Origin of the sequence: Kitasatospora sp. NPDC086791 (assembly GCF_040685975.1) — a bacterium.
Taxonomy (GTDB): domain Bacteria; phylum Actinomycetota; class Actinomycetes; order Streptomycetales; family Streptomycetaceae; genus Kitasatospora.
In genome coordinates, this window is sequence record NZ_JBFBOC010000026.1 from 50,127 (window position 1) to 71,992 (window position 21,866).

Sequence of the window (21,866 nt, forward strand, 5' to 3'; positions counted from 1 at the left end):
CATATCAGAGGTCGGACCGGGGGTGTCGCCTTGGTTTGCCGTGGCACGATCAGCGGCGCGGCTCCCAGCGGAAGTAGCGCACCGCGCCCCAGACCGTCAGGCCCAGCCAGATCGCGCCGGTGACCAGGTGCGGGCCGGCGGTGCCCCAGCTGCCGGCGAATCCGGTCGCGGCGGCCGAACCGTCGGTACCGAACCAGCCGACCCGGATCAGCTGGAAGGCCGGGGTGGTCGGCAGCAGGCGGCAGACGTCGGCCACCTGTGCGGGCATGACCTCCAGCGGGATGAACAGGCCGGAGCCGAGCTGGATGATCAGCATGACCGGCAGGGTGGTGATGCCCGCGCTCTCGACGGTCCTGGTGAAGGCGCTGGAGAGCGCGGCCAGGGCGATCATGGTGGCCAGCACCAGCACCAGGCCGACCAGCATCAGCAGCGGGTTGACCGGCACCGTCAGGTGCAGTCCGACGCTGCCGACGGTCCCGATCACGGCGGCCATCAGCAGGCCGAGCGCGAGCGAGGGGACGGCGGTGCCGAGCATGATCTCGATGTCCCGGGCCTCGCCGGTGCGCAGCCGCTTGAGGACCAGTTCACCGCGCCGGGCGACGTAGGCGGCGGTCAGGTTGTAGTAGACGACGAAGCCCAGCATCATCCCGACCGAGCCGTGGACCAGCAGCGAGTCGACGTCCAGCCCGGGGTTGCCCTCGGCCTGCTGGGCGAGCGTGCTCCGCAGGGTGAGGAGCAGGAGCAGCGGCAGCAGCAGGGCGGTGAACAGGGCCGTGCGGTTGCGCAGCAGCAGGGTGGCCTCGGCGCGGCCCAGGGCGAGCAGCCGGCGGGCGGTGGTGCTCCGCGGGCCGGTGACGGTGCCCTGCGGGCCGGTGGTGGCGGTGGCGGCGGTGGTCATCGGGCGGATCCGATCAGGCGGCGGCGGGCGGTACGGGCGGGGGCGGCAGGGGCCGAGGGGGCCTGGTGGGCGGCCTTGGAGGCGATGGCGAGGAAGGCCTCCTCCAGCGAGGCGCTGCGGGCGTCCAGGGCGCCGAGCGCGATGCCGTGCCGGTGGGCCCAGCCGAGCAGGTCGTGGAGGGTCCGCTGGAGGTCGGTGGTCTGCACGATGACCCTGCGGCCGTCGGCGGTGACCTCGGCCGTGGTGAGCAGCGGGAGCGAGACGCCGGTGAACTCGGGCAGCTCGAAGGCGATCCGGGACGGCCGTCCGGCGATCACCTCGGCGACGGTGCCCGCGGTGACGACCCGGCCGCCGTGCATGATGGCCAGCCGGTCGGCCAGCTCCTCGGCCTCCTCCAGGTAGTGCGTGGTGAGCAGCACGGTGGTGCCCTGGGCGCGCAGCTCGCGGACCAGCCGCCAGACGGCGGCGCGCGCCTCGGGGTCGAGGCCGGTGCTGGGCTCGTCCAGGAACAGCACCTCGGGGCGGCCGAGCAGGGCCATCGCGAGGTCGAGCCGGCGCCGTTCGCCGCCGGACAGCTGCTTGACCCGGACGTCGCGGCGGTGGGCGAGGCCGACCAGCTCCAGCGCCTCCTCGACCGGGCGGGCGCCGCTGGTCATCCCGGCCCAGACGCGGCCGGTCTCGGCGGCGGTGAGGTCGCCGGGGAAGCCGCCCTCCTGGAGCATGATGCCGATCCGCGGGCGGACGGCGGCGCGCTCCCGGTGCGGGTCGTGGCCGAGCACCCGGACGGTGCCGCCGCTGGGGGCGGCCAGGCCCTCGATGAGCTCCATGGTGGAGGTCTTGCCCGCGCCGTTGGTGCCGAGCAGGGCGAACAGCTCGCCGCGGCCGACGGTCAGGTCGACGCCCCGGACGGCGTGGTAGCCGGTGGCACCGCTGCCGTAGTGGCGGTGCAGGTCGGTGACCTCGATCACGCTGTCGCCGGGGCGGGAGGGGCTGCTCGTTTCCATGCCCCCAAGCCTTCCGCCGCCCGGGCCGCGCGGGCAGTGCGCGCCGTCATGACCTCGCGATGGGGATCCACGGGTCGGCGATGACAAATGTCATGGCGCATTTCGGGACGGGTTCCGGCGCGGGTTCGGAGCCGGGTTCCGGTATGGGGCCGGCGCGGGTTCCGGGACGGGAATGCCGAAGGGCCCCCTCGATCGAGGGGCCCTTCGTTCGGAGCGGACGACGAGATTCGAACTCGCGACCCTCACCTTGGCAAGGTGATGCTCTACCAACTGAGCCACGTCCGCATGGTCAAACTATTGAGTTGTGCTGTGCTCGCGCACTGCGAGCGGACGACGAGATTCGAACTCGCGACCCTCACCTTGGCAAGGTGATGCTCTACCAACTGAGCCACGTCCGCATGGTGCCTGGTGGGACACCCGCCGCCTCTTCGGATCTCTCCGTTGCGGCGACGAGGAATACTCTACAGCATCGTTCGGGGTGGTCGCCCCACCCTTTCGATCCGGGCGGGCAGGGCGACCGAGGGGGCTGGTGCGCCCCGGGCCGCGAGGGTCAGTTCGCCTCGGCGAACGCCTCGTACACGTGCTTGGGGATGCGGCCGCGGGCCGGCAGTTCCATGCCGCGGGACAGCGCCCAGGCGCGGACGGCGGCCGGGTCCGGGGTGAGGGCGGTGCGGCGGAACGACTTTCCGGTGCGGCTCTGCCGGCGGCCGGCGGCGACGAACGGGGCGAGGGCCTCCCGCAGCTTTTCCGCGTTGTCCACGGACAGGTCGATCTCGTACGACTTCCCGTCGACGCCGAAGTGGACGGTTTCCGCGGCTGCGCCGCCGTCCAGGTCGTCGGAGAGCGTGACAACTACACGCTGAGCCATGGGTGTCAATCCTCTCGGCAATTCGGCCACCGGTCCGCGGGGGTACGCCCGGGGCCTGATGTGCACCAACTCGCGCAAGCGCATACGGGCAGGCCGGACGGCCCGCCTGATACGCAGCACTTGCCGCGACAGGTGGCCCTATTCTGCACCCGAAGGGGGTCGAAATCGAAGAGTCCGGCATTCTTTTCCGGATATTCACGTGTCTTCGCGGGGTGGTCGGATACCGGTGTGCGGGACGGGCGGATCTGTCCGCAAGTGCCGTATTCGGGTGTTCTCCGGAGGCGCCGGTTCCGGGCGCCGAATCCGCGGAAACCGGCCGCCCCGGACGGGGGGTCGGGGGTTCGGATCCCTTGCGGCGTAAGGGGCCCTGGTCTACGCGCGTCGCTATCCCCGGCCAGCAATCCTGCCCGAAACCACCGGTAGTCTGGAGTTCCCCCGCCTCACCGAAGACACCACCGGGAGTGCCAGTGGCACGCGTCGTAGTCGACGTCATGCTCAAGCCGGAGATCCTCGACCCCCAGGGACAGGCGGTGCAGCGTGCACTGCCCCGTCTCGGATTCGCCGGGATCGCCGACGTCCGCCAGGGCAAGCGTTTCGAGCTGGATGTGGAGGGCCCGGTCGACGACGCGGCGCTCGCCCGTATCCGCGAAGCCGCCGAGACCTTTCTCGCCAACACCGTGATCGAGGACTTCACCGTCCGGGTCGAGGAGGAGGGCAAGTGACCACCCGCGTAGGCGTCGTCACTTTCCCCGGCTCGCTCGACGACCGCGACGCCCAGCGGGCGGTCCGCCTCGCCGGTGCCGAGCCGGTCGCCCTCTGGCACCGTGACAAGGATCTCCACCAGGTCGACGCCGTCGTCCTGCCGGGCGGATTCAGTTACGGCGACTATCTGCGCTGCGGTGCGATCTCCCGCTTCTCCCCGGTGATGGAGACCGTCATCGAGCAGGCGAAGCTCGGAATGCCGGTGCTCGGTATCTGCAACGGCTTCCAGGTGCTCTGCGAATCCCACCTGCTGCCCGGCGCGCTCACCCGCAACGACTCGCTGCACTTCATCTGCCGCGACCAGAAGCTGCGCATCGAGAACGCCGGCACCGCCTGGACCGGGGATTACTCGGCGGGCCAGGAAATCGTCGTCCCGCTGAAGAACGGCGAGGGCCGCTTCGTCGCGGACGCGCACGTCCTGGACGAGCTGGAGGCCGAGGGCCGGGTGGTGGCCCGTTACCTGGACGTCAACCCGAACGGTTCGTACCGCGACATCGCCGGCATCACCAACGCCGCCGGCAATGTCGTCGGCCTGATGCCGCACCCGGAGCACGCCGTGGAGCCGCTCACCGGTCCGACCACCGAGGGCCTGGGCTTCTTCACTTCCGTCCTGAAGCAGCTGGTGAACGCCTGATGAGCCTCGACACCGTCAAGAACGCCGAGCAGACCCCGGACGCCGCCCAGCCCTGGGCCGAACTCGGCCTCAAGGAGGACGAGTACGCGCGCATCCGGGAGATCCTCGGCCGCCGCCCGACCGGCGCCGAACTCGCGATGTACTCGGTCATGTGGTCGGAGCACTGTTCGTACAAGAGCAGCAAGGTCCACCTCAAGCAGTTCGGCGAGAAGAAGCCCGATTCGGACGCGATGCTCGTCGGCATCGGCGAGAACGCCGGTGTGGTCGACGTCGGCCAGGGCTACGCGGTCACCTTCAAGGTCGAGTCGCACAACCACCCGTCGTACATCGAGCCCTACCAGGGCGCGGCCACCGGCATCGGCGGCATCGTGCGCGACATCCTGGCGATGGGCGCCCGCCCGGTCGCCGTGATGGACCCGCTGCGCTTCGGTGCGGCCGACCACCCGGACACCCGGCGCGTGCTGCCCGGGATCGTCGCGGGCATCGGCGGCTACGGCAACTGCCTGGGCCTGCCGAACATCGGCGGCGAGGTCGTCTTCGACTCCTGCTACCAGGGCAACCCGCTGGTCAACGCGCTGTGCGTGGGCGTCATGAAGCACGAGGACATCCACCTCGCGCAGGCCTCCGGCGCCGGCAACAAGGTCATCCTGTACGGCGCCCGCACCGGCGGCGACGGCATCGGCGGCGTCTCGGTGCTGGCCTCGGAGACCTTCGACGACACCAAGCCGGCCAAGCGTCCGGCGGTCCAGGTCGGCGACCCGTTCCAGGAGAAGCTCCTCATCGAGTGCACCCTGGAGATCTTCCGCGAGAAGCTCGTCAAGGGCATCCAGGACCTCGGCGGCGCCGGTCTGTCCTGCGCCACCAGCGAGCTGGCCTCGGCCGGTTCCGGCGGCATGCGGATCGAGCTCGACACCGTGCACCTGCGCGACCACACGCTCTCGCCCGAGGAGATCCTCATGAGCGAGTCGCAGGAGCGCATGTGCGCGATCGTGGAGCCCGACAAGGTCGACCGCTTCCTGGAGATCTGCGAGAAGTGGGACGTCATCGCCAACGTCATCGGTGAGGTGACCGACGGCGAGCGCCTGGAGATCTACTGGCACGGCGACCTCGTGGTGGACGTCCCGCCGCGCACCGTCGCCCACGAGGGCCCGACCTACGAGCGCCCGTACGCCCGCCCGAGCTGGCAGGACGCGCTGCAGGCCGACGCCCCGACCGCCGAGCGGCTGGCCCGCCCGACCACCGGCGAGGGCCTCAAGGCCGACCTGCTGAAGGTCGTGAGCCACCCGAACCAGGCCTCCAAGTCCTGGATCACCGACCAGTACGACCGCTACGTGCTCGGCAACACCGTGCTCTCGGTCGGCGAGGACTCGGGCATGATCCGGATCGACGAGGAGACCAACCTCGGCGTCTCGGTCGCCACCGACGGCAACGGCCGCTTCGCCAAGCTGGACCCGTACACCGGCGCCCAGCTGGCCCTGGCCGAGGCGTACCGCAACGTCGCGGCCGGCGGTGCCAAGCCGCTCGCCGTCTCCGACTGCCTCAACTTCGGCTCCCCCGAGGACCCGGACGTGATGTGGCAGTTCGCCGAGGCGACCCGCGGCCTGGCCGACGCCTGCCTGGTGCTCGGCACCCCGGTCACCGGCGGCAACGTCTCGCTCTACAACCAGACCGGCGAGGTCGCCATCCACCCGACCCCCGTGGTCGCGGTGCTCGGCGTCATCGACGACGTCACCCGGCGCACCCCGGTCGCCTTCGCCGAGGAGGGGCAGCTGCTCTACCTGCTCGGCGACACGGCGGACGAGCTCGGCGGCTCGGCCTGGTCCCAGGCGGTCCACGAGCACCTCGGCGGCCTGCCGCCCGCGGTGGACCTGGAGCGCGAGCGGCTGCTCGGCGACATCCTGATCGCCGCCTCGCGCGACGGCATGATCGACGCCGCGCACGACCTCTCCGACGGTGGTCTCGGCCAGGCGCTGGTGGAGAGCTGCCTCAAGGGCGGCCACGGCGCGCGGATCGTCGTGCCCGAGGGCACGGACCCGTTCGTCCTGCTGTTCTCGGAGTCGGCCGGCCGCGCCGTCGTGGCGGTGCCGCGCAGCGAGGAGCTCCGGTTCAACGACATGTGCACCGCGCGTGGCCTGCCGGCCACCCGGATCGGTGTCGTGGACGGCCAGGACCTGGACGTCCAGGGGCAGTTCAGCGTCTCGCTGGCCGAGCTGAAGGACGCCCACACCGGCGTCATCGAGGCCCTGCTGGGCTGACGCACGGCTCCCGTTGACGCACGGCTCCCGAGGGGTGGGTGGTTCCTGGTGAACCTCCCGCCCCTCGGCGTATGTTGAGGACCATGCCTGCCAAACCCCGGACGTACCAGCCGCAGAAGGTGAGCGCCGCGCTGCTGGCGCAGAACGAGGCGCTGCGGGCCGTCGTGCACCGGCTGACGGCGGCGGACCTGGACCGGCCGACCCGTCTCGGGTCTTGGCGGGTACGGGAGTTGCTGGCGCACCTGAGCCTGGCGCTGGGCGGGCTGCCGGCCGCGGTGGGCGACCGGGCGGCCGACGGGCCGGTGCCGGGCGAGGCGATGGCCGGACCGGACGGGCCGGTGCCGGTCGGTCCGGTGCTCTCGCTGGCCGGCTACGCGGAACTGAGCCGGACGATGGCCGGGGCGGTCGACGCCGCCGTGACCGCGTCCACGGCGACCGGGTTCGCGGGCCCGCCCGAGGGGGTGGCCGCCGCGTTCGACCGGCCGCTCGACGCCGTGCGGGCCGCGCTCGACCGGCTCGCGGCGGCCGACCCGGGGCGGCGGACCGCCGTGGTCGTCGGCCGGCCGATGCTGCTGACCGACTACCTGGTGACCCGGCTGGTCGAGGCCGTGGTGCACGCCGACGACCTGGCGGACGCGCTCGGCCCGGACGCCTTTCCGCACGACCGCCAGGCCGTCGCCGCCGTCACCCGGATGCTGGCCGACGCCTTCGCGGACCGCGCCCCCGGCGGCGCGGTCGAGCTGCGGATCCCGCCGTACGCCGTGGTGCAGGCCGTCGAGGGCCCCCGGCACACCCGGGGCACCCCGCCCAACGTGGTCGAGACCGACCCGCTGACCTGGATCCGGCTGGCGACCGGGCGGACCGACTGGGCGGCGGCGGTGGACGCGGCCGCGGTGTCCGCCTCCGGGGAGCGCAGCGACCTGCGGGCCCACCTGCCGGTGTTCGGTTAGCGGAGCGCCGGTCGGCCGGGCCGCGGGGGAGGCGTCAGGGGGCGGCGGGCCCGCTCAGGTAGGTGCCGTCCGCCGTGTACGGCCAGGCGTTGGGCGTGCAGCCCTTGAGCCCGTAGATCTGCTGCATCATCGCGGGTGCGGGCTTGCCCGGGGCGGGGCAGCCCTCGTGCCCGTGGCCGATCCGGTGGCCCACCTCGTGGTTGACGATCAGCGCCCGGTACTCGTCGACCGGTCCGCTGAACTGCGGTGAACCGGTGTTCCAGCGCTTGGAGTTGACGAGCACCTGGTTGCCGACGTTGCAGTTGACCTCGCCGTGGGTGTCCAGGCCGGAGGCGCCGCAGATCCGGTCCACGGTGGAGGGCGAGGCGATCCTCACGGTGAAGTCGTACGGGCCGGCGGCGACCAGCTGGAAGCCGTTCCGGCGGTCGTTGGTCCAGCCGCGCGGGTCACCGAGGATGCCGTGGATCTGGGCGGCGGCGGCCGCGGCGTCGATCCCGATGCCGTCCTCGACCTCGACCAGGTAGCGGCGCACGGTGCCGCGGCCGACCGCCTTGGCGGTGGCGGGGGCGGTGGTGAAGGTGCCCGGCCCCTTGCCGGGGCCGGGGTCCGGTCCGGTGGGGGTGGGGACGGGGGTGGGTGTCGGCGCCGGGTCCTGAGGCGGTGTGGGCGTGGGTGTGGACGGGGTCGTCGGGGTGGTGGCCGGGGCCGGCGGCGGGGTCGGTTCCGCCGGGATGGTCTCCTCGCCCGGCGGGACGGCCCGCGCCTGGGTGGTGGGCGCGGCGGCCGGCGTGCCGGAGGGCCGGTGCAGCACGAGCGCGGTGGCGCCCAGGACCAGCGCGGTCACCGCCAGTGCCGTGAGCATGCCAAGGGCCACTCTCCGGCGCGGTCGGCGACGTCTGCGGCCGCCGTTTCGGTGCGGGGCGGCTCGCCTGGCGGCGGGTCGGGCTGCGGGCACGATCGTCACCTTGGCATGGCGAACGGGTGAATGTCCACATACCCGGTATGCAGATCGCGTAACGGGGTGTCGGACGGGTGCCGGCCGGGGTGCGGACCCGGGGCCGGGCCGCACCGAACGCCCCGCACGGGCCCGTCGACCACGGTGCGGCGGTTGACCCCTGCGTCTCGGGTGGCAGACTTCAGGGCATGGCGATTCACAGGAATCTTCTCGACGGCCCCGAACCGACCCTCCTGCCCGAGGAGGAGCGTCCCTACCGGATGCTGGCGGAGGAGTCGGCCTCACCGACCCAGGTGGCGGCCGAGTTCCCGACCTTCTGCCTGGCCTGGGCGATGCTCGCCGACGACGCCAACGCGGCCGGCCGGTACGTCGAGTCGTACGCCTACGCCCGCACCGGCTACCACCGCGGTCTGGACGCGCTGCGGCGCAACGGCTGGAAGGGCCACGGCCCGGTGCCGTGGGAGCACCGCGGCAACCGCGGCTTCCTGCGCTGCCTGGCCGCGCTCGCGCGGGCGGCCGGCGCGATCAAGGAGACCGAGGAGGAGGCCCGCTGCTGGCAGTTCCTGAAGGACAGCAGCGCGGAGGCGTACGCGGAGCTCAAGCAGTAGGAACCCCAGGAACCCGAGACACGGGTGCCCCCGGCGGAGGACCGCCGGGGGCACCCGTGTCTCACGCGGCCGCCGCGTCGACTTCACGCGGCCGCCGGGCTCACTTCAGGCGCTTGCCGGCCGAACGCAGCTGCTCGGCGGCCTCGAGCACGCGCGCGGCCATGCCGGCCTCGGCGAGCTTGCCCCAGGTGCGCGGGTCGTAGGTGTTCTTCTTGCCGACCTCGCCGTCGACCTTCAGCACGCCGTCGTAGTTGGCGAACATGTGGCCGGCGACCGGGCGGGTGAAGGCGTACTGGGTGTCGGTGTCCAGGTTCATCTTCACGACGCCGTTCTCCAGCGCGGTGGCGATCTCCTCGGCGGTGGAACCCGAGCCGCCGTGGAAGACGAAGTCGAACGGGTCGGTCTTGCCGTACTGCTTGCCGATCGCGTCCTGCAGCTCGCGCAGCAGCTCCGGCTTCAGCACGACGTTGCCCGGCTTGTACACGCCGTGCACGTTGCCGAACGAGGCGGCCAGCAGGTAGCGGCCCTGCTCGCCCAGGCCCAGGGCCTCGGCGGTGCGCACGGCGTCGTTGACGGTGGTGTACAGCTCGTCGTTGATCTCGTGGGTGACGCCGTCCTCCTCGCCACCGGTCGGGGTGATCTCGACCTCAAGGATGATCTTGGCGGCGGCGGCCTGGGCCAGCAGCTCCTTGGCGATCTCCAGGTTGTCGGAGAGGGTCTCGGCGGAGCCGTCCCACATGTGCGACTGGAACAGCGGGTTCTCACCCTTGGCCACGCGCTCGGCGGAGACCGCCAGCAGCGGGCGGACGTAGCCGTCCAGCTTGTCCTTCGGGCAGTGGTCGGTGTGCAGCGCGACGGTGATGTCGTACTTGGCGGCGACGATGTGGGCGAACTCGGCGAGCGCGACCGCGCCGGTCACCATGTCCTTCTTGTGCTGGCCGCCCAGGAACTCCGCGCCACCGGTCGAGATCTGGATGATGCCGTCGCTCTCGGCCTCGGCGAAACCACGCAGCGCGGCGTGCAGGGTCTGCGACGACGTGACGTTGATCGCCGGGTAGGCGAACTTGCCCGCCTTGGCCCGGTCCAGCATCTCGTTGTAGACCTCGGGAGTTGCGATGGGCATGCGATCCGCTCCTGTCGGGTTGCGGCGTACGGACGGTGCTGTCCGACGCTGTGTACGCCTTCGTGACGACTCCGTGCCGGCCCGCCGACGCGCTGCGTTGCGGTGTGGCTCTCCGGCACCAAGGTTCGAGGCGACCTCCGCGGTGCGGCCATGAGGGTGGTGGGCCGCCGCGGACCGGACGCCTCGGCCATCTTCCCAGACTCGTGCCCGCAGGTCAGCAGGAGCCCGCCTGTCGGAACACCGCCCGGTGCGGCCGGTGGGGCGGGTGGGGCGGGACGCCGCGAAGGGCCCGGTCAGCAGCCTCCGGGGCACGGGACGCCCGCTCGCCCGCAAGGTACGCCCGCTATCCTGCGCCCGTGGACTACAACCAGCTGGCCGTCAACCTGCTCGACGCCAAATCCCTGATCTCGTCCCTCGGCGCCATCGGGCTGATCGCGATCATCTTCGCGGAGACCGGCCTGCTGGTCGGCTTCTTCTTCCCCGGTGACTCGCTGCTGATCCTCGCGGGCGTCGCCGCCTCGAACGCCGCCTCGTCGGTGCTCGGCGAGGGTGCCAAGCTGCCGATCGCGGTGCTGCTCATCGGCTGCCCGATCGCGGCGATCGCCGGCGCCCAGCTGGGGCACCTGATCGGTGCCAAGATCGGGCCGAAGATGTTCGACAAGCCGGATTCGAAGATCTTCCGCCGTGAGTACGTGCTGAAGGCGGAGGAGTACTTCAACAAGTTCGGCTCCGGCAAGGCCGTGGTGCTGGCGCGCTTCATGCCGATCATCCGCACCTTCCTGAACCCGGTCGCCGGCACCCTGGAGATGCCCGCCAAGACCTTCTTCGTGTGGAACGTCGTCGGCGGTGTGCTCTGGACCGAGTCCATGCTGCTGATCGGCTACTTCTTCGGCGACGCGCTCGCCCCGGTGATCGACAAGTACCTGATCCCGGCGGTGCTGCTGATCGTGCTGCTGTCGATCTCGCCGGTCCTGATCGAGGTCATGCGCGAGCGGAAGAAGAAGAAGGCGGGCGGCGCCGACAACATCGACGAGACCACCGCGCAGGCCGGCGGCGGGCGGCACCGGCGGGGCTGAGCGCCCGGCGCGCACGGACGGCGGAGGGCCGGGTCCGTTCCACGTGTTTCACGTGAAACGGACCCGGCCCTCCGTGGTCTGCCGACGTCTCCGCCCGTGGGGCCGGAGGCGTCAGAGGGGTCAGAGCGCCAGGTCGTCCAGGGTGTACGCGGTCACGTACGCCAGGCCCTGCTCCTCGACGGCGCCCGCGCCGCCGCGCTCCACGATCACCGCGACGCCGACCACCTCGGCGCCCGCCTCGCGCAGCGCCTCGACGGCGGTCAGCACCGAGCCGCCGGTGGTGGAGGTGTCCTCGACCGCCAGCACCCGGCGGCCCTTCACCTCGGGGCCCTCGATCCGGCGCTGCAGGCCGTGCGCCTTGCCGGCCTTGCGGACCACGAAGGCGTCCAGCTTCTGCCCGCGCGCGGCGGCGGCGTGCAGCATCGAGGTGGCCACCGGGTCGGCGCCCAGGGTCAGGCCGCCGACGGCGTCGTACTCCAGGTGGGAGGTCGCGTCCAGCATCACCCGGCCGACCAGCGGGGCGGCCTCGCCGTCCAGCGTGATCCGGCGCAGGTCGACGTAGTAGTCGGCCTCCTTGCCGGAGGAGAGGGTGACCTTGCCGTGCACGACGGCCTTGTCCTTGATCTGTGCCAGCAGGGCGTCGCGGTCGTTGCTCATGAGCGTTCAGTCTAGGGCCTGGCGACGCCCCCGGCGCTCCCGGTCAGCGGCGGCGCAACGCTCTCACCAGCACCACGGCACCGCCCAGCAGCGCCACCGAGCCGCCGATCACCCACGGCACCGCGCTGCGGCCGCCGGTGCCCGGCACCACGATCCCGCCCGCCTCGCCACCCCAGCGGGACGCCGCCCGGGCCCGCGCGCTGCGGGCCGGCAGCGCCGGGGCGTACGGGCCGCGCGGCGGGGCGTGGTCCACCTCCTCGGCGGACCGGCCGACGATGCTGCGGCGCACCGGGCCGGAGAGCACCGGCTCCTCCTCGTACGCGAAGAGCGGCTCGACGGGGATCTCCTCGGCGACGGCGTCCGGCGCGCCGGAGGCTTCCTCGACGTCGTCCGCCGCCTCGACGGCGTTGCCGTCGGCGGACTCGGCCCCGCCGTCGTCCTCGTCCTCGTCGTCGTTGGCGGATCCGGTGGGGAGGCCGAAGCGCTCGGCGTCGGCGTCGGAGAAGGCGATCAGGTCGGAGAGGTCGTCTTCGAGGTCGTCGCCGGGCTGGTCCTGGCGGTCCTCCAGGAAGACCACCTCGGCGGTCCCGGCCGCGGAGTCCTGCTCCTGCGCCTGGTCGTGGTCCTGGTCGTTGCCCTCGTCCTGGTCCTGGGCCTGCGCACCCTCCGGCGCGACCAGGGCGGCCGCGAACCGGTCCAGCAGACGGCGGCCGGTGGTGTCGAGGGTCTCCGCGTCGAACTCGGTCAGCCGGCCGGTGGCGCTCAGGTCGCCGGTGAAGCGGATCGCGGCGGTGCCGTCCTCGGCGCCGTCCGCGACACTGACCCGGACGGTGGCGGTCGCCTCACCGCTGCCCCGGGCCTCCTCGCCCTCGGCGAGTACGGTCAGCACGCCCTCGCGGCCCTCGATCAGCGACAGCACGCCCTTGTACGTGATCGTGGAGCCGCCGATCCGCAGCTTCAGCCGCCCGCCGATCTCCTCGGCGGGGCCGCCCCCGACCGCGGCCGGCTCGGTGCTCAGCCCCGGCACACTCCGCGCCAGCAGTGCCGGATCCTGCAAGGCCTGCCGCACCAGCTCGGCGGACATCGGGACGACAACCTCATGCTCCATGTCACGGAGCCTACCGACCGAACCCCGCCCGGTCCCTACCCACCACCACCAGACTTTTCCCTCCCCACCCGCCCCGCCACCCCGCCCCGCCACCCCGCCCCGCCACCCCGCCCGGGCCCACCGCCCTCCCGCGCCCGGCGGCTGAGCGGGCCCGGCGGTTCCTCCGGCGGCGCCGGCCGGTGGTGCGGCTGCCGTTGGCGGCTCGGGCCCGGGGTCGGGCGGCCTCCGGTCAGTGGGGGCTGAGGAGGGTGAGGGCAGCGGGGGGGTGGGCCGGACGCCGGGCGGTGAGGCGGGCGGCGGAGGTGCGGAGGGTGTCGGGGGTGAGCGCGCGGGGCGGTGGGGCGTCGGGGGCGAGGGTGAGCGGCGGGCGGGTGGCGGCGGCGAGGAGGTAGTGCTGGGCGGTGTCCGGGGGGCCCGGGCGGCAGGTGGCGCTGGGGCTGCCCGGGACGGCGTACGGCGTGGTCTGCAGTCCGGCCGTCCGCAGGCCGGAGTCGATCCGCCAGAGGCCGTCCGGGTCGCTGCCGGCCCGGACGGCGATCCGGCCGCCGGGGGAGAGCAGCCGGGCGGCGAGGCCGTAGAACTCCTGGGAGTGGAACTTGACCGGTCCGCCGTCGGACGGCGCGGGCAGGTCGGCGAGCACCACGTCGTACGGTCCGTCGCCGCCGGCGGCCCCCGGATCCGTACCCGTACCCGTGGCCGCGTCCGTTCCCCCCTCCGCCCTCGCGTCCGCGCCGCGCAGCCAGGCCATCGGGTCGGCGGTGGTGGTGCGGACCCGGGGGTCGTCCAGGGAGTGGTCGCCGAGGGCGGCGAGTCCGGGGTCGGTGCGGGCGAGCCGGGCCAGGGCGGGGTCGGCGTCGACCAGCCGGACGACGCGGACGCCGCGGTGCCGCAGCACCTCCCGCAGGGCGAGCCCGTCGCCGCCGCCGAGCAGCAGCACGCGGGTGTCCGGGCCGGCGGCCATGGCCGGGTGGACCAGGCCCTCGCCGGCCCGGTACTCGTCGGGCCCGCAGACCGCGAGCCGTCCGTCGAGGTAGAGCCGGAGCGGGCCCTCGGCGGGGCCGGTGAGCACGATCTCCTGGTACCGGCTGCGGGTGGCGTAGCGGACCTGGTCGCCGTAGAGGGCGTGCCGGGCGGCGCGTTCGATCGCGTCGGAGCCGGCCGCGGCGGCGGCGAGCAGGGCGAGGACGAGCAGGCAGCCGGCCCAGAGCAGCCGTCGTATCCGCGGTGCGGGCTCCTCGCGGAAGAGCCAGAGGACGACGGCGGAGCCGGCGACGGTGTTGACGGCGCCGGTGAGGAGCGCGCCGTCGCCGGGGCCGAGCGCGGGCAGGATCAGGAACGGGAAGGCGAGGCCGCCGATCAGCGCGCCCACGTAGTCGGCGGCGAACAGGTCGGCCGCGGCGCGGCCGGCGTCCTCGCGCCGGATCCGTTGGATGAGGGTCATCAGCAGGGGGATCTCGGCGCCGATCAGGATGCCGATCAGGCAGGTGAGGGCGACCATGGCGGCCTGGTAGCGGCCGAGCCAGGCCCAGCTGGAGTAGAGGGTGAGGACGGAGAGCCCGCCGGTGAGGGCGAGCGCGCACTCGACGAGGGCGAAGGCGGTGGCGGGCCGGCTGGTGAGCCGTTTGGCGAGCAGCGAGCCGAGGCCCATCGCGAACACCATGACGGAGAGCACGACGGAGGTCTGGGTGACGGTGTCCCCGAGCAGGTAGTCGCCGAGCGCGACCAGTTCGAGCTCGTAGACCAGTCCGCAGGCCGCGCAGACGAACGTGGCCATCAGGACGGTCAGCCGGGCGAGCCGGGGGCGGGAGCGCAGCCGGCATCGACGGCGGGTGGGCGGTGGGGCGAGGCCGTGCCCGGGCCGGGGTGGGGCGCCGTCGTCGAGGTCCACTCGCGGGCGTGCGGGCGGACCGGCCGGATGGTTGATCACGAACAAACGCTAGGGGACGTGCGGCACGGATAGCTGCGCCCATCCGACGGACAGTGAGTGTCGCCGGATTGACGAATCGTTCCTGCGTACGATTCGCAGGCTTGTGCTGTGTTGCGTATGTCCGGATCGGCGCTTCCGTCCGGGATCCCGGTGGTCTCGGTGGTTTTGGTGGTTTTGGTGGTCTCGGCGGTTCCGGCGGTCACGGGCCCGGCACCACGAGCGAGGAGCGGGTGCACACCAGTTGTCCCTCCTGCGGGTAGGCGTGCCAGGTCCGCCAGAGCAGGCGGTCCGCACCGCCCTGGGTGACCAGTGCGGTGAAGGCGCTCGGGTCGCCCGGGAAGACCCCGGCGAGACCGCGGGGGTGGCCCTCGACCAGAGCCAGCAGTTCCTGCGCGCGGGCCGCGAAGTCGTGCGGCGGCAGCGCCTCGATCCGGGCGGCGAACTCGTACTCCCAGCCGCCGACCTGCTTGGCGACCCGGGCCGGCAGCGGGGTGCGGCGGCCGGGCAGACACGCGACGGTCTCCAGGCACCGGCCGGGACCGGCGTCGATCACCACCTGGTGCGAGGCGCCCAGCAGCCGCAGCTGGAGGGTGCCGGTCGTGCCCGGACGGCCGCCTCCGTCGAGTCTCAGGTCGCGGACCGCGAGCGCGGGCAGCGGTTCGCCGCCGAGGCACCAGGCCAGGTCACCGGCGCGGGTGTCCGTGTAGGAGGTCTGCAGTGTGGTGAGCATGCTCGGCTCCGCGTTTCAGCTCCGTGCGCGCCCGCCGAGCAGCAGCGAGTAGGCCCTCCGCGATGGCGAGGCTGTTCGTGGCTGTGCGGCCCTGGGCGCGGCCGACCGTGGAAGGAAGGATTCCGGCTGGAGATTCAGCAGCAGAGAAGCACGAATACGCCAGGCCCGCCGGTGATTTACCCAACTTTGTCAAGCATTCACCGTTTCGAGCACACCTGCTTCCCGACTCTGATCGACCCGGTGTGCGACTTTGCACAGCGCGCGCCCCTGCCACCGGGTCACGCGCCGTGCGCGCCGGTCGTGCGCCCTTCGCACATGTCACACGCCGTCGCCCTCCACGCGCGGAGCGGGGAGGGCGACGGAGAGGTGCCGGAAGGGGCGTCAGGTGCGTCGCGCGGGCAATGAACGGCCATTCTGATCAAGCGAGTTGAGGGTACTTCAGAACCGTTTCCGAGGTGGAGTCGCTCCTGTCCGAAGGGCGTGAAAGGGAGCGCGCGAGCCGACATGCGCGCCGCCTGCGGGCCACGGACTCCCGGAGCACGTCACCCCCTTTGCAGAAAGTGCAGCGGATCAGGCTAAGGGCGGCGTCGAAACGGGGGCGGCGCCGACGTGGGTGACACTCATTCGCGTGCGACGGACCAGCCTCCGCGCTTTCTCCGGCGTTGGCTGTGGCGTCCTGGCGGGTCGTCCGGCGGCTCGGGTACGTCACTGCCGGCCCGTGCGTGGTCACGGCGTGACGATGGCGAAGTCCGGGTCGGGGGCGTCGAGGGACGCGAGCAGACGCCCGATCACGCCCTGGTCGCCGTCGACGGTGATGCCGGCCCCGGCGAGAGCGTCGGGGTCCGCGCCGGCGGTGGCGACGGCGGGAAGTGCGGCGGCTGGCATGTGGAGCACGGCGTCGGCCGGGGTGTTCTGCGCCGCGGCGGTGTGGGTGAGCACTCCGTTGCGCAGCACCAGGCGGTGGCGGACGCCGGTGTCGGTCAGGTGGAGGTCGAGCGTGAGGTGCTCGTGCCAGCACCGTGGGCCGTTCACGCGGACCGCGAGGGCGTCGAAGAGCTGCTCGGGGGTGAGCTGGGCGAGCACATCGGGGGTGATGGGCGAGGCGGGGGTGCCGAAGCCGCCGTGGCGCAGCTCGTGCGCTCCGGAGAGGTAGGCGCAGCGCCAGGTGCCGTTCTCCGCGCCGTAGCCGAGTTGCTCGTAGGTGTCGGCGAGCAGCTCCCGTGCGGCTTCGTGCTCCGGCTGTGCGAACACGACGTGGTCGAGCACCTCGGCGACCCAGCGGAGGTCGCCGGCGGCGTACGAGGCCCTGGCCTTGTCCACGACGGCGTCGGCGCCGCCCATGTAGTCGAGGTACCGGTGGGCCGCTTCGACGGGCGGGTGCGGCCACAGGTGCGCCGGGTTGCCGTCGTACCAGCCCATGTAGCGCTGGTAGACCGCCTTGACGTTGTGGCTCACCGAGCCGTAGTACCCGTGGGCGTGCCAGGCGGCGTGCAGTGCGGGCGGCAGCTCGATCGCCTCGGCGATCTCGGCGCCGGTCATTCCCCGGTTGAGCATCCGCAGTGTCTGGTCGTGCAGGTAGGCGTAGAGGTCGCGCTGCAGTGCCAGGAACTCCACGGCCCGCTCGCGGCCCCAGGTCGGCCAGTGATGGGATGCGAACACGACGTCGAGGTCGGCGCCGAACAGGTCGATCGCCTCGGTCAGGTAGCCGGCCCAGACGTGCGGGTCGCGGACCAGGGCGCCGCGGATGGTGAGGATGTTGTGCAGCACGTGGGTCGCGTTCTCCGCGGCGCACAACGCGTGCGGCTCCGGGAAGTGGACGTGCATCTCGGCCGGCGCTTCGCTGTCCGGCGTCATCTGGAACACCATCCGGACGCCGTCGACGACCTCCTCCTGTCCGGTCGTCGAGATGGAGAGCGTCGGCGGGACGACGGTGAGGTAGCCGGTGGACGTGGTCTGGCCGAGCCCCGTCCCGACCTGGCCCCGCGGTCCGCGCGGGAGCGCGGCTCCGTACATGTACCCGGCCCGGCGGGCCATCGCGGTGCCGGCGAAGACGTTCTCGCTGACTGCGTGTTCGATGAACCCTTCCGGCGCCACGATCGGTACCCGGCCGTTGTCCAGATCGTCCTGCGACACCACCCCGCGGACTCCGCCGAAGTGGTCGGCGTGACTGTGCGTGTAGATCACCCCGGTGACCGGACGGTCGCCGCGGTGGCGGCGGTACAGGCCGAGCGCGGCGGCGGCCGTCTCCACGGAGATCAGCGGATCGATCACGATGATGCCGCGCTCGCCTTCGACGAAGCTCACGTTGGACAGGTCCAGCCCGCGGACCTGGTAGATCCCCGGAGTCACCTCGAACAGGCCGTGGAGGGCTGTCAGCGTCGACTGGCGCCACAGGCTGGGATTCACCGTTGCCGGTGCGTCGCCGGTGAGGAACGCGTAGGAGTCGTTGTCCCACACCACCCGGCCCGCGGCATCCTTCACGACCGCGGGATCCAGCGCGCCGAGGAACCCGCGGCGCGCGTCGGCGAAGTCCTGCTCGTCACCCATCGGCAGCGACTTCGACAGCGCCTCGTGCGCCGCGAGGATCGGCGCGGTGGCCGGCTTCTGCGTCGTATCCATGATTCGTTCCTCCATGCGGATTCGACGACTCCAGCCCGGGCGCCTGCCGGGGTGCCTCCGGGGCGCCTGCCCAGTGCCGTCGAACGCGCACCGGGACCGGGCCTGCCGCAAGGACGCCCGGTCCGGGCTCCTAGGCGCCGAACGGTGCCGCCGTCGAGGTGGTCTCGGTGGCCCAGTCGACATCGTCGCTCACCGCGTCCAGGATGGCCTGGGCGTCGCCCCTGCCGAATGCCTCGTAGATCGCCTTGACAGTCGCGACATTGCTCTCGGCGCTCACGGACGGTCTCCTTCCTGCTCTGCGTCCCTGCTCCACGTCGTCGGTGACCGCGGCCGTTCCGACCACGTCGCGTCCGCGGCCACCGCCTCCAGTCAACCGCCGGGCGGGAGGCGCCGCATCTGCGCCTCGGCTGTCCCGGCGGCGGCGAACTCGCGGGGCGGTCCGGGCCAGGTCGGTCAGAGCTGCTGGAGCCGTGCCACCGCCTCGCTCAGGACCTCGTCCTTCTTGCAGAAGGTGAACCGGACCAGGCTCTGACCGGCTTCGGTGTTGTCGTAGAAGACGACGTTCGGGATCGCGACCACTCCGCAGCGCGCGGGCAGGGAACGGCAGAACTCCAGGCCGTCCTTCTCCCCGAGCGGAGTGATGTCGGTGGTGATGAAGTACGTGCCCTCGGGGGTGAAGACGCGGAGGCCGGCCGCTGAGAGGCCGTCAACCAGCAGGTCCCGCTTGCGGAGCAGGTCGGCGCGGAGGGTGTCGAAGTACGTGTCGGGCAGCCGCAGCGCCTCGGCGACGGCGTACTGGAAGGGGCCGGCACTGACGTAGGTGAGGTACTGCTTCGCCGTGCGGACCGCCGAGACGAGGGCCGGGCTCGCGGTGACCCAGCCGACCTTCCATCCCGTGTACGAGAAGGTCTTGCCGGCCGAGGAGATGGTGACGGTGCGCTCGCGCATGCCGGGCAGGGCGGCGATCGGGTGGTGGGCGGCTGTGCCGAAGACCAGGTGCTCGTACACCTCGTCGGTGACCACCAACAGGTCGTGCTCGACGGCGAGTTCGGCGATGGTGGCGAGCTCGTCGGCGGTCAGCACGGTGCCGGTGGGGTTGTGCGGGGTGTTGATCAGCAGCAGCCGGGTGCGCGGGGTGATCAGCGCGCGCAGCTGGTCCAGGTCGGGCCGGAAGGTCGGGACCCGGAGGGTGAGCGGGACGCGGACGGCGCCGGCCATGGCGATGCAGGCGGCGTACGAGTCGTAAAACGGCTCGAACGCGATCACCTCGTCGCCGGGTTCGAGCAGGGCCAGCAGGGCCGCCGCGATCGCCTCGGTAGCTCCGGCGGTGACCAGCACCTCAGCATCCGGGTCGTACGACAGGCCGTAGAAGCGCTGCTGGTGCTCGGCGATGGCTTGCCGCATCTCAGGGATACCGGGGCCAGGCGGGTACTGGTTGCCGTGGCCCTCGCGCAGGGCGCGCACGGCCGCCTCGCGGACCTCCTCAGGCCCATCTGTGTCAGGGAAGCCCTGCCCAAGGTTGATCGAGCCGGTGGCAGTGGCCAGGGCGGACATCTCGGCGAAGATCGTCGTTCCCATGCCGGCCAGTCGGCGGTTCAGCAGCGGCCTGGTACCCATCTCGGCTCCTCACGGCTCGTCGTGAGGGCCATCCTCTGATGGTTGGCGGGGGATGGACAAGCACGCACAACCCGCCGACCCAGTAATCCAACTGGTGCCGTAGCCGGGCCGGTGGCAACCCAGGCATATAGGATCACCGCCGCCAAGGTTGAACGGCTGGCCGCAGGGGAGGCGGAGGAGCGCGTGAACCAGTGCACCACCATGACGAAGGCGGGGACTCGCTGCCGGAACAAGCTGATGCCCTGGTACGGCATCGGCGAGCACCCAGGAGTGTGCGCACGGCACGCCACCGCCGAACAGACCGCAGCATCGACAGCGGCGCTCGATATGCCCCTTGACGTCGCCAGCGCGGATCCAGCTGCCCCGTTTCCCGACGTGTCTATCACGCCCCAGCGCCTCATCTGCTCCGTCTCGGCTGGCTGGGTCGCCAAGATCCGTGGCACGAACGAGAAGTACGTGTACGCGCGCACCTTCCTCAGCCGGAGCGGCCAGCCCTACGGTTGGCCGCTCCGCGGTAACGGCCTCTACGAGTGCCGAGAGATCGGCCCGTACGGGAGGTTCTCGTGCTTCTTCGTGGTCAAGGGCCTGTTTCGCCGCCGAGTGGAGCTGGTGTTGCCGGAGATTGCTGCGCGTCTCGCTCGTCGGCTGGGCCCGAAGGGTGCTGATTCCTGATGCTGTCCAGGAAGGCCATCAGCCCATAACAGGGCAGGCCCGGTACATCACGTATGCCCACGGGGGTACCTCTATGAGCCTGGGGGATGGCCGAATCGGGTTGCCGCAGTCGACCCAAAACCTTGATTGTCAGTCTACTTGAGTACCATCTCTGCATGCCTGCCAAGCGAGCTAATGTGCGACGTGAGCTGCAGCCCGCGATGCTGTGGAAGCCGGGAATTGCTGCGCGATACCTACTTTCCGAGCAGTGCTGATGGAGATGCCCACATCGTTGCGGCACCAGTCAGAGCAGTAGCTGAGGGGGAGCTGGGATGACCAAGGTACGCGCCACAAGGGTCACCGAAAGGGCCGGGGTAAACGAGTTTCGCTCGTTGATGGAGTCTGCGGGTCACATCGTTCAAGAAATCGATGGGGGGAATGACCAAGGTGAGGACTGCTACCTGAGCTTCACCAGGCTAGGGGAGCGGACAGGCGAGATCGTAGCTGTCCAGGTGAAGAGTGGCGGAGCTTATAGGCGACCCGTCGGATACGGAATTCCATGCCGTAATCATCTCAGAGATTGGACCCTGAGCCGGATTCCAGTGATCGGTGTTGTCTATGACCCGGAGCTGCGCAAGCTGTTCTGGGTTAATATGACCGAACACCTCCTGGAACGGGTTGGTCGGGGTGAGACTCCGAAGAGCGTTCCGATTGGTGAGACTGAAATCCTTGACGCGACCACCGTGGCTCATTTCGTAGCCAGCGTGTCGCGCTTTATAGAGACGCGTGACGGGGCAATGCCATATGCCCCAAGGACCTTTCCGCAGGTGATCGGACGTGCGGTGCGGCGGCTCGGCAGTCACAGGGCAGTTGCCGAGGTGCCGATCGGGGGGATTCCGTATGAGCTAGGGGTTGCCTCCGTTGACTTTCGTGAACGCCATCCCCGTTTCGATAGTCAAGCGGTCAAAGTGTCTTTCTTTATTGTCTTAATCTGCGCATTTATCATGGCGGGGCCGGGCTTGTATAAGGCCGCGGCTCGCGAGGATGACGGTTTGCTGTGGAATGGATGGATTTGGCTGATCGGGTTCTATGGGGCTGTGGCCTATCTGTACAGGGCGGGCAGCACGGATCCTGAGCGGAAAAGAGCCCGATTGATCTCCTGGTCGGCCCACCTTCTCCTGGCTTGCGGATGGTATGTGGGAGTGGGTGAAGAAATTGCCGCATGGCCGGTCAATTCAATGTTCAGTCAGGTATTTGTCTGGATGATGCCGGTGATCGCTCAGGCGCTGATCCTCTGTCTTGGGGCCTTCTATGCCGAGAAGGAATCCGGTCGAAGGAGGAGGTTGCGCGCAGCGTACCCAAAGGGTCTTCCAGGGGATGTCGACTAGTTCTCGCGCAGGCGTCGGTATCCGTGTATTGCGCGA

Annotated in this window: 20 protein-coding genes and 2 tRNA genes; 8 read left to right on the forward strand and 14 right to left on the reverse strand. The window is 71.3% G+C overall.

Annotated elements, in window-relative coordinates; translation table 11 throughout:
* Positions 1 to 49: 49 nt before the first annotated feature.
* The 5 genes from AB0Q99_RS26710 to AB0Q99_RS26730 all read right to left on the reverse strand — a co-directional run bounded on the left by AB0Q99_RS26710 (position 50) and on the right by AB0Q99_RS26730 (position 2,770).
* A complete protein-coding gene (locus AB0Q99_RS26710; protein ID WP_363575902.1) occupies positions 50 to 898 on the reverse strand; it encodes an ABC transporter permease in 849 nt (282 codons plus the stop codon).
* Positions 895 to 1,902 carry an ABC transporter ATP-binding protein gene (locus AB0Q99_RS26715; protein WP_363575904.1) on the reverse strand — a complete coding sequence of 336 codons (1,008 nt, stop codon included), beginning with the start codon at positions 1,900 to 1,902 and terminating at the stop codon, positions 895 to 897. The genes AB0Q99_RS26710 and AB0Q99_RS26715 overlap by 4 nt, the downstream gene beginning before the upstream one ends.
* A gap of 212 nt (positions 1,903 to 2,114) precedes the next feature.
* Positions 2,115 to 2,187: transfer RNA gene (locus AB0Q99_RS26720), tRNA-Gly, on the reverse strand.
* Positions 2,188 to 2,227: 40 nt separating this feature from the next.
* Positions 2,228 to 2,300 (reverse strand) — tRNA-Gly (locus tag AB0Q99_RS26725).
* Between the two features lie 152 nt (positions 2,301 to 2,452).
* On the reverse strand, positions 2,453 to 2,770 hold the full coding sequence (locus tag AB0Q99_RS26730) for an Lsr2 family protein (protein ID WP_030056585.1): 318 nt from the start codon (positions 2,768 to 2,770) through the stop codon (positions 2,453 to 2,455).
* Positions 2,771 to 3,237: 467 nt separating this feature from the next.
* On the opposite strand from AB0Q99_RS26730, the gene purS reads away from it, so the two are divergent.
* From purS to AB0Q99_RS26750, 4 genes are all read left to right on the forward strand, one after another.
* Positions 3,238 to 3,492 (forward strand): phosphoribosylformylglycinamidine synthase subunit PurS, encoded by a 255-nt coding sequence (purS, locus tag AB0Q99_RS26735; protein WP_363575906.1) that lies wholly within the window; start codon positions 3,238 to 3,240, stop codon positions 3,490 to 3,492.
* A complete protein-coding gene (gene purQ, locus AB0Q99_RS26740) occupies positions 3,489 to 4,166 on the forward strand; it encodes a phosphoribosylformylglycinamidine synthase subunit PurQ (protein ID WP_363575908.1) in 678 nt (225 codons plus the stop codon). The genes purS and purQ overlap by 4 nt, the downstream gene beginning before the upstream one ends.
* Entirely contained in the window at positions 4,166 to 6,421 is a 2,256-nt protein-coding gene (gene purL / locus AB0Q99_RS26745; RefSeq protein WP_363575910.1) for a phosphoribosylformylglycinamidine synthase subunit PurL, read from the forward strand. The genes purQ and purL overlap by 1 nt, the downstream gene beginning before the upstream one ends.
* Before the next feature lie 83 nt (positions 6,422 to 6,504).
* The gene (locus AB0Q99_RS26750; RefSeq protein WP_363575911.1) at positions 6,505 to 7,371 is read left to right on the forward strand and encodes a sterol carrier family protein; all 867 of its coding nucleotides are present in this window, start codon (positions 6,505 to 6,507) and stop codon (positions 7,369 to 7,371) included.
* Between the two features lie 34 nt (positions 7,372 to 7,405).
* Here AB0Q99_RS26750 and AB0Q99_RS26755 read toward each other — a convergent pair whose 3' ends face one another.
* Positions 7,406 to 8,233, reverse strand: coding sequence for a DUF3152 domain-containing protein (locus AB0Q99_RS26755; RefSeq protein ID WP_363575913.1), 828 nt, complete (start codon positions 8,231 to 8,233; stop codon positions 7,406 to 7,408).
* A gap of 281 nt (positions 8,234 to 8,514) precedes the next feature.
* On the opposite strand from AB0Q99_RS26755, the gene AB0Q99_RS26760 reads away from it, so the two are divergent.
* Positions 8,515 to 8,934 (forward strand): DUF3151 domain-containing protein, encoded by a 420-nt coding sequence (locus AB0Q99_RS26760; protein ID WP_363575914.1) that lies wholly within the window; start codon positions 8,515 to 8,517, stop codon positions 8,932 to 8,934.
* A 100-nt stretch (positions 8,935 to 9,034) separates the two neighbouring features.
* Here the strand turns inward: AB0Q99_RS26760 and fbaA are convergent, their stop codons facing one another.
* Positions 9,035 to 10,057 (reverse strand): class II fructose-bisphosphate aldolase, encoded by a 1,023-nt coding sequence (fbaA, locus tag AB0Q99_RS26765; RefSeq protein ID WP_363575916.1) that lies wholly within the window; start codon positions 10,055 to 10,057, stop codon positions 9,035 to 9,037.
* A 356-nt stretch (positions 10,058 to 10,413) separates the two neighbouring features.
* On the opposite strand from fbaA, the gene AB0Q99_RS26770 reads away from it, so the two are divergent.
* Positions 10,414 to 11,133, forward strand: coding sequence for a VTT domain-containing protein (locus AB0Q99_RS26770; RefSeq protein ID WP_363575918.1), 720 nt, complete (start codon positions 10,414 to 10,416; stop codon positions 11,131 to 11,133).
* A gap of 120 nt (positions 11,134 to 11,253) precedes the next feature.
* Here the strand turns inward: AB0Q99_RS26770 and pyrE are convergent, their stop codons facing one another.
* From pyrE to AB0Q99_RS26805, 7 genes are all read right to left on the reverse strand, one after another.
* Positions 11,254 to 11,790 (reverse strand): orotate phosphoribosyltransferase, encoded by a 537-nt coding sequence (pyrE, locus tag AB0Q99_RS26775; RefSeq protein ID WP_363575920.1) that lies wholly within the window; start codon positions 11,788 to 11,790, stop codon positions 11,254 to 11,256.
* Positions 11,791 to 11,833: 43 nt separating this feature from the next.
* Entirely contained in the window at positions 11,834 to 12,898 is a 1,065-nt protein-coding gene (locus AB0Q99_RS26780) for a hypothetical protein (RefSeq protein WP_363575922.1), read from the reverse strand.
* Between the two features lie 229 nt (positions 12,899 to 13,127).
* Entirely contained in the window at positions 13,128 to 14,825 is a 1,698-nt protein-coding gene (locus AB0Q99_RS26785) for a polyamine aminopropyltransferase (protein WP_363575923.1), read from the reverse strand.
* 199 nt (positions 14,826 to 15,024) lie between these two features.
* Positions 15,025 to 15,555: a DUF2617 family protein gene (locus AB0Q99_RS26790; RefSeq protein ID WP_363575925.1), complete on the reverse strand. Its 531-nt coding sequence runs from the start codon at positions 15,553 to 15,555 to the stop codon at positions 15,025 to 15,027.
* A gap of 726 nt (positions 15,556 to 16,281) precedes the next feature.
* Positions 16,282 to 18,174, reverse strand: coding sequence for an alkyl sulfatase dimerization domain-containing protein (locus AB0Q99_RS26795; RefSeq protein ID WP_363575927.1), 1,893 nt, complete (start codon positions 18,172 to 18,174; stop codon positions 16,282 to 16,284).
* 130 nt (positions 18,175 to 18,304) lie between these two features.
* Positions 18,305 to 18,451 carry a hypothetical protein gene (locus tag AB0Q99_RS26800; RefSeq protein ID WP_363575929.1) on the reverse strand — a complete coding sequence of 49 codons (147 nt, stop codon included), beginning with the start codon at positions 18,449 to 18,451 and terminating at the stop codon, positions 18,305 to 18,307.
* A 176-nt stretch (positions 18,452 to 18,627) separates the two neighbouring features.
* On the reverse strand, positions 18,628 to 19,791 hold the full coding sequence (locus AB0Q99_RS26805) for a pyridoxal phosphate-dependent aminotransferase (protein ID WP_363575931.1): 1,164 nt from the start codon (positions 19,789 to 19,791) through the stop codon (positions 18,628 to 18,630).
* A 111-nt stretch (positions 19,792 to 19,902) separates the two neighbouring features.
* Between AB0Q99_RS26805 and AB0Q99_RS26810 the strand changes: the two genes are divergently transcribed.
* Together AB0Q99_RS26810 and AB0Q99_RS26815 are read left to right on the forward strand one after the other, a co-directional pair.
* Positions 19,903 to 20,463, forward strand: coding sequence for a hypothetical protein (locus AB0Q99_RS26810; protein ID WP_363575933.1), 561 nt, complete (start codon positions 19,903 to 19,905; stop codon positions 20,461 to 20,463).
* 311 nt (positions 20,464 to 20,774) lie between these two features.
* Positions 20,775 to 21,830, forward strand: coding sequence for a DUF4365 domain-containing protein (locus AB0Q99_RS26815; protein WP_363575934.1), 1,056 nt, complete (start codon positions 20,775 to 20,777; stop codon positions 21,828 to 21,830).
* Positions 21,831 to 21,866 lie beyond the last annotated feature (36 nt).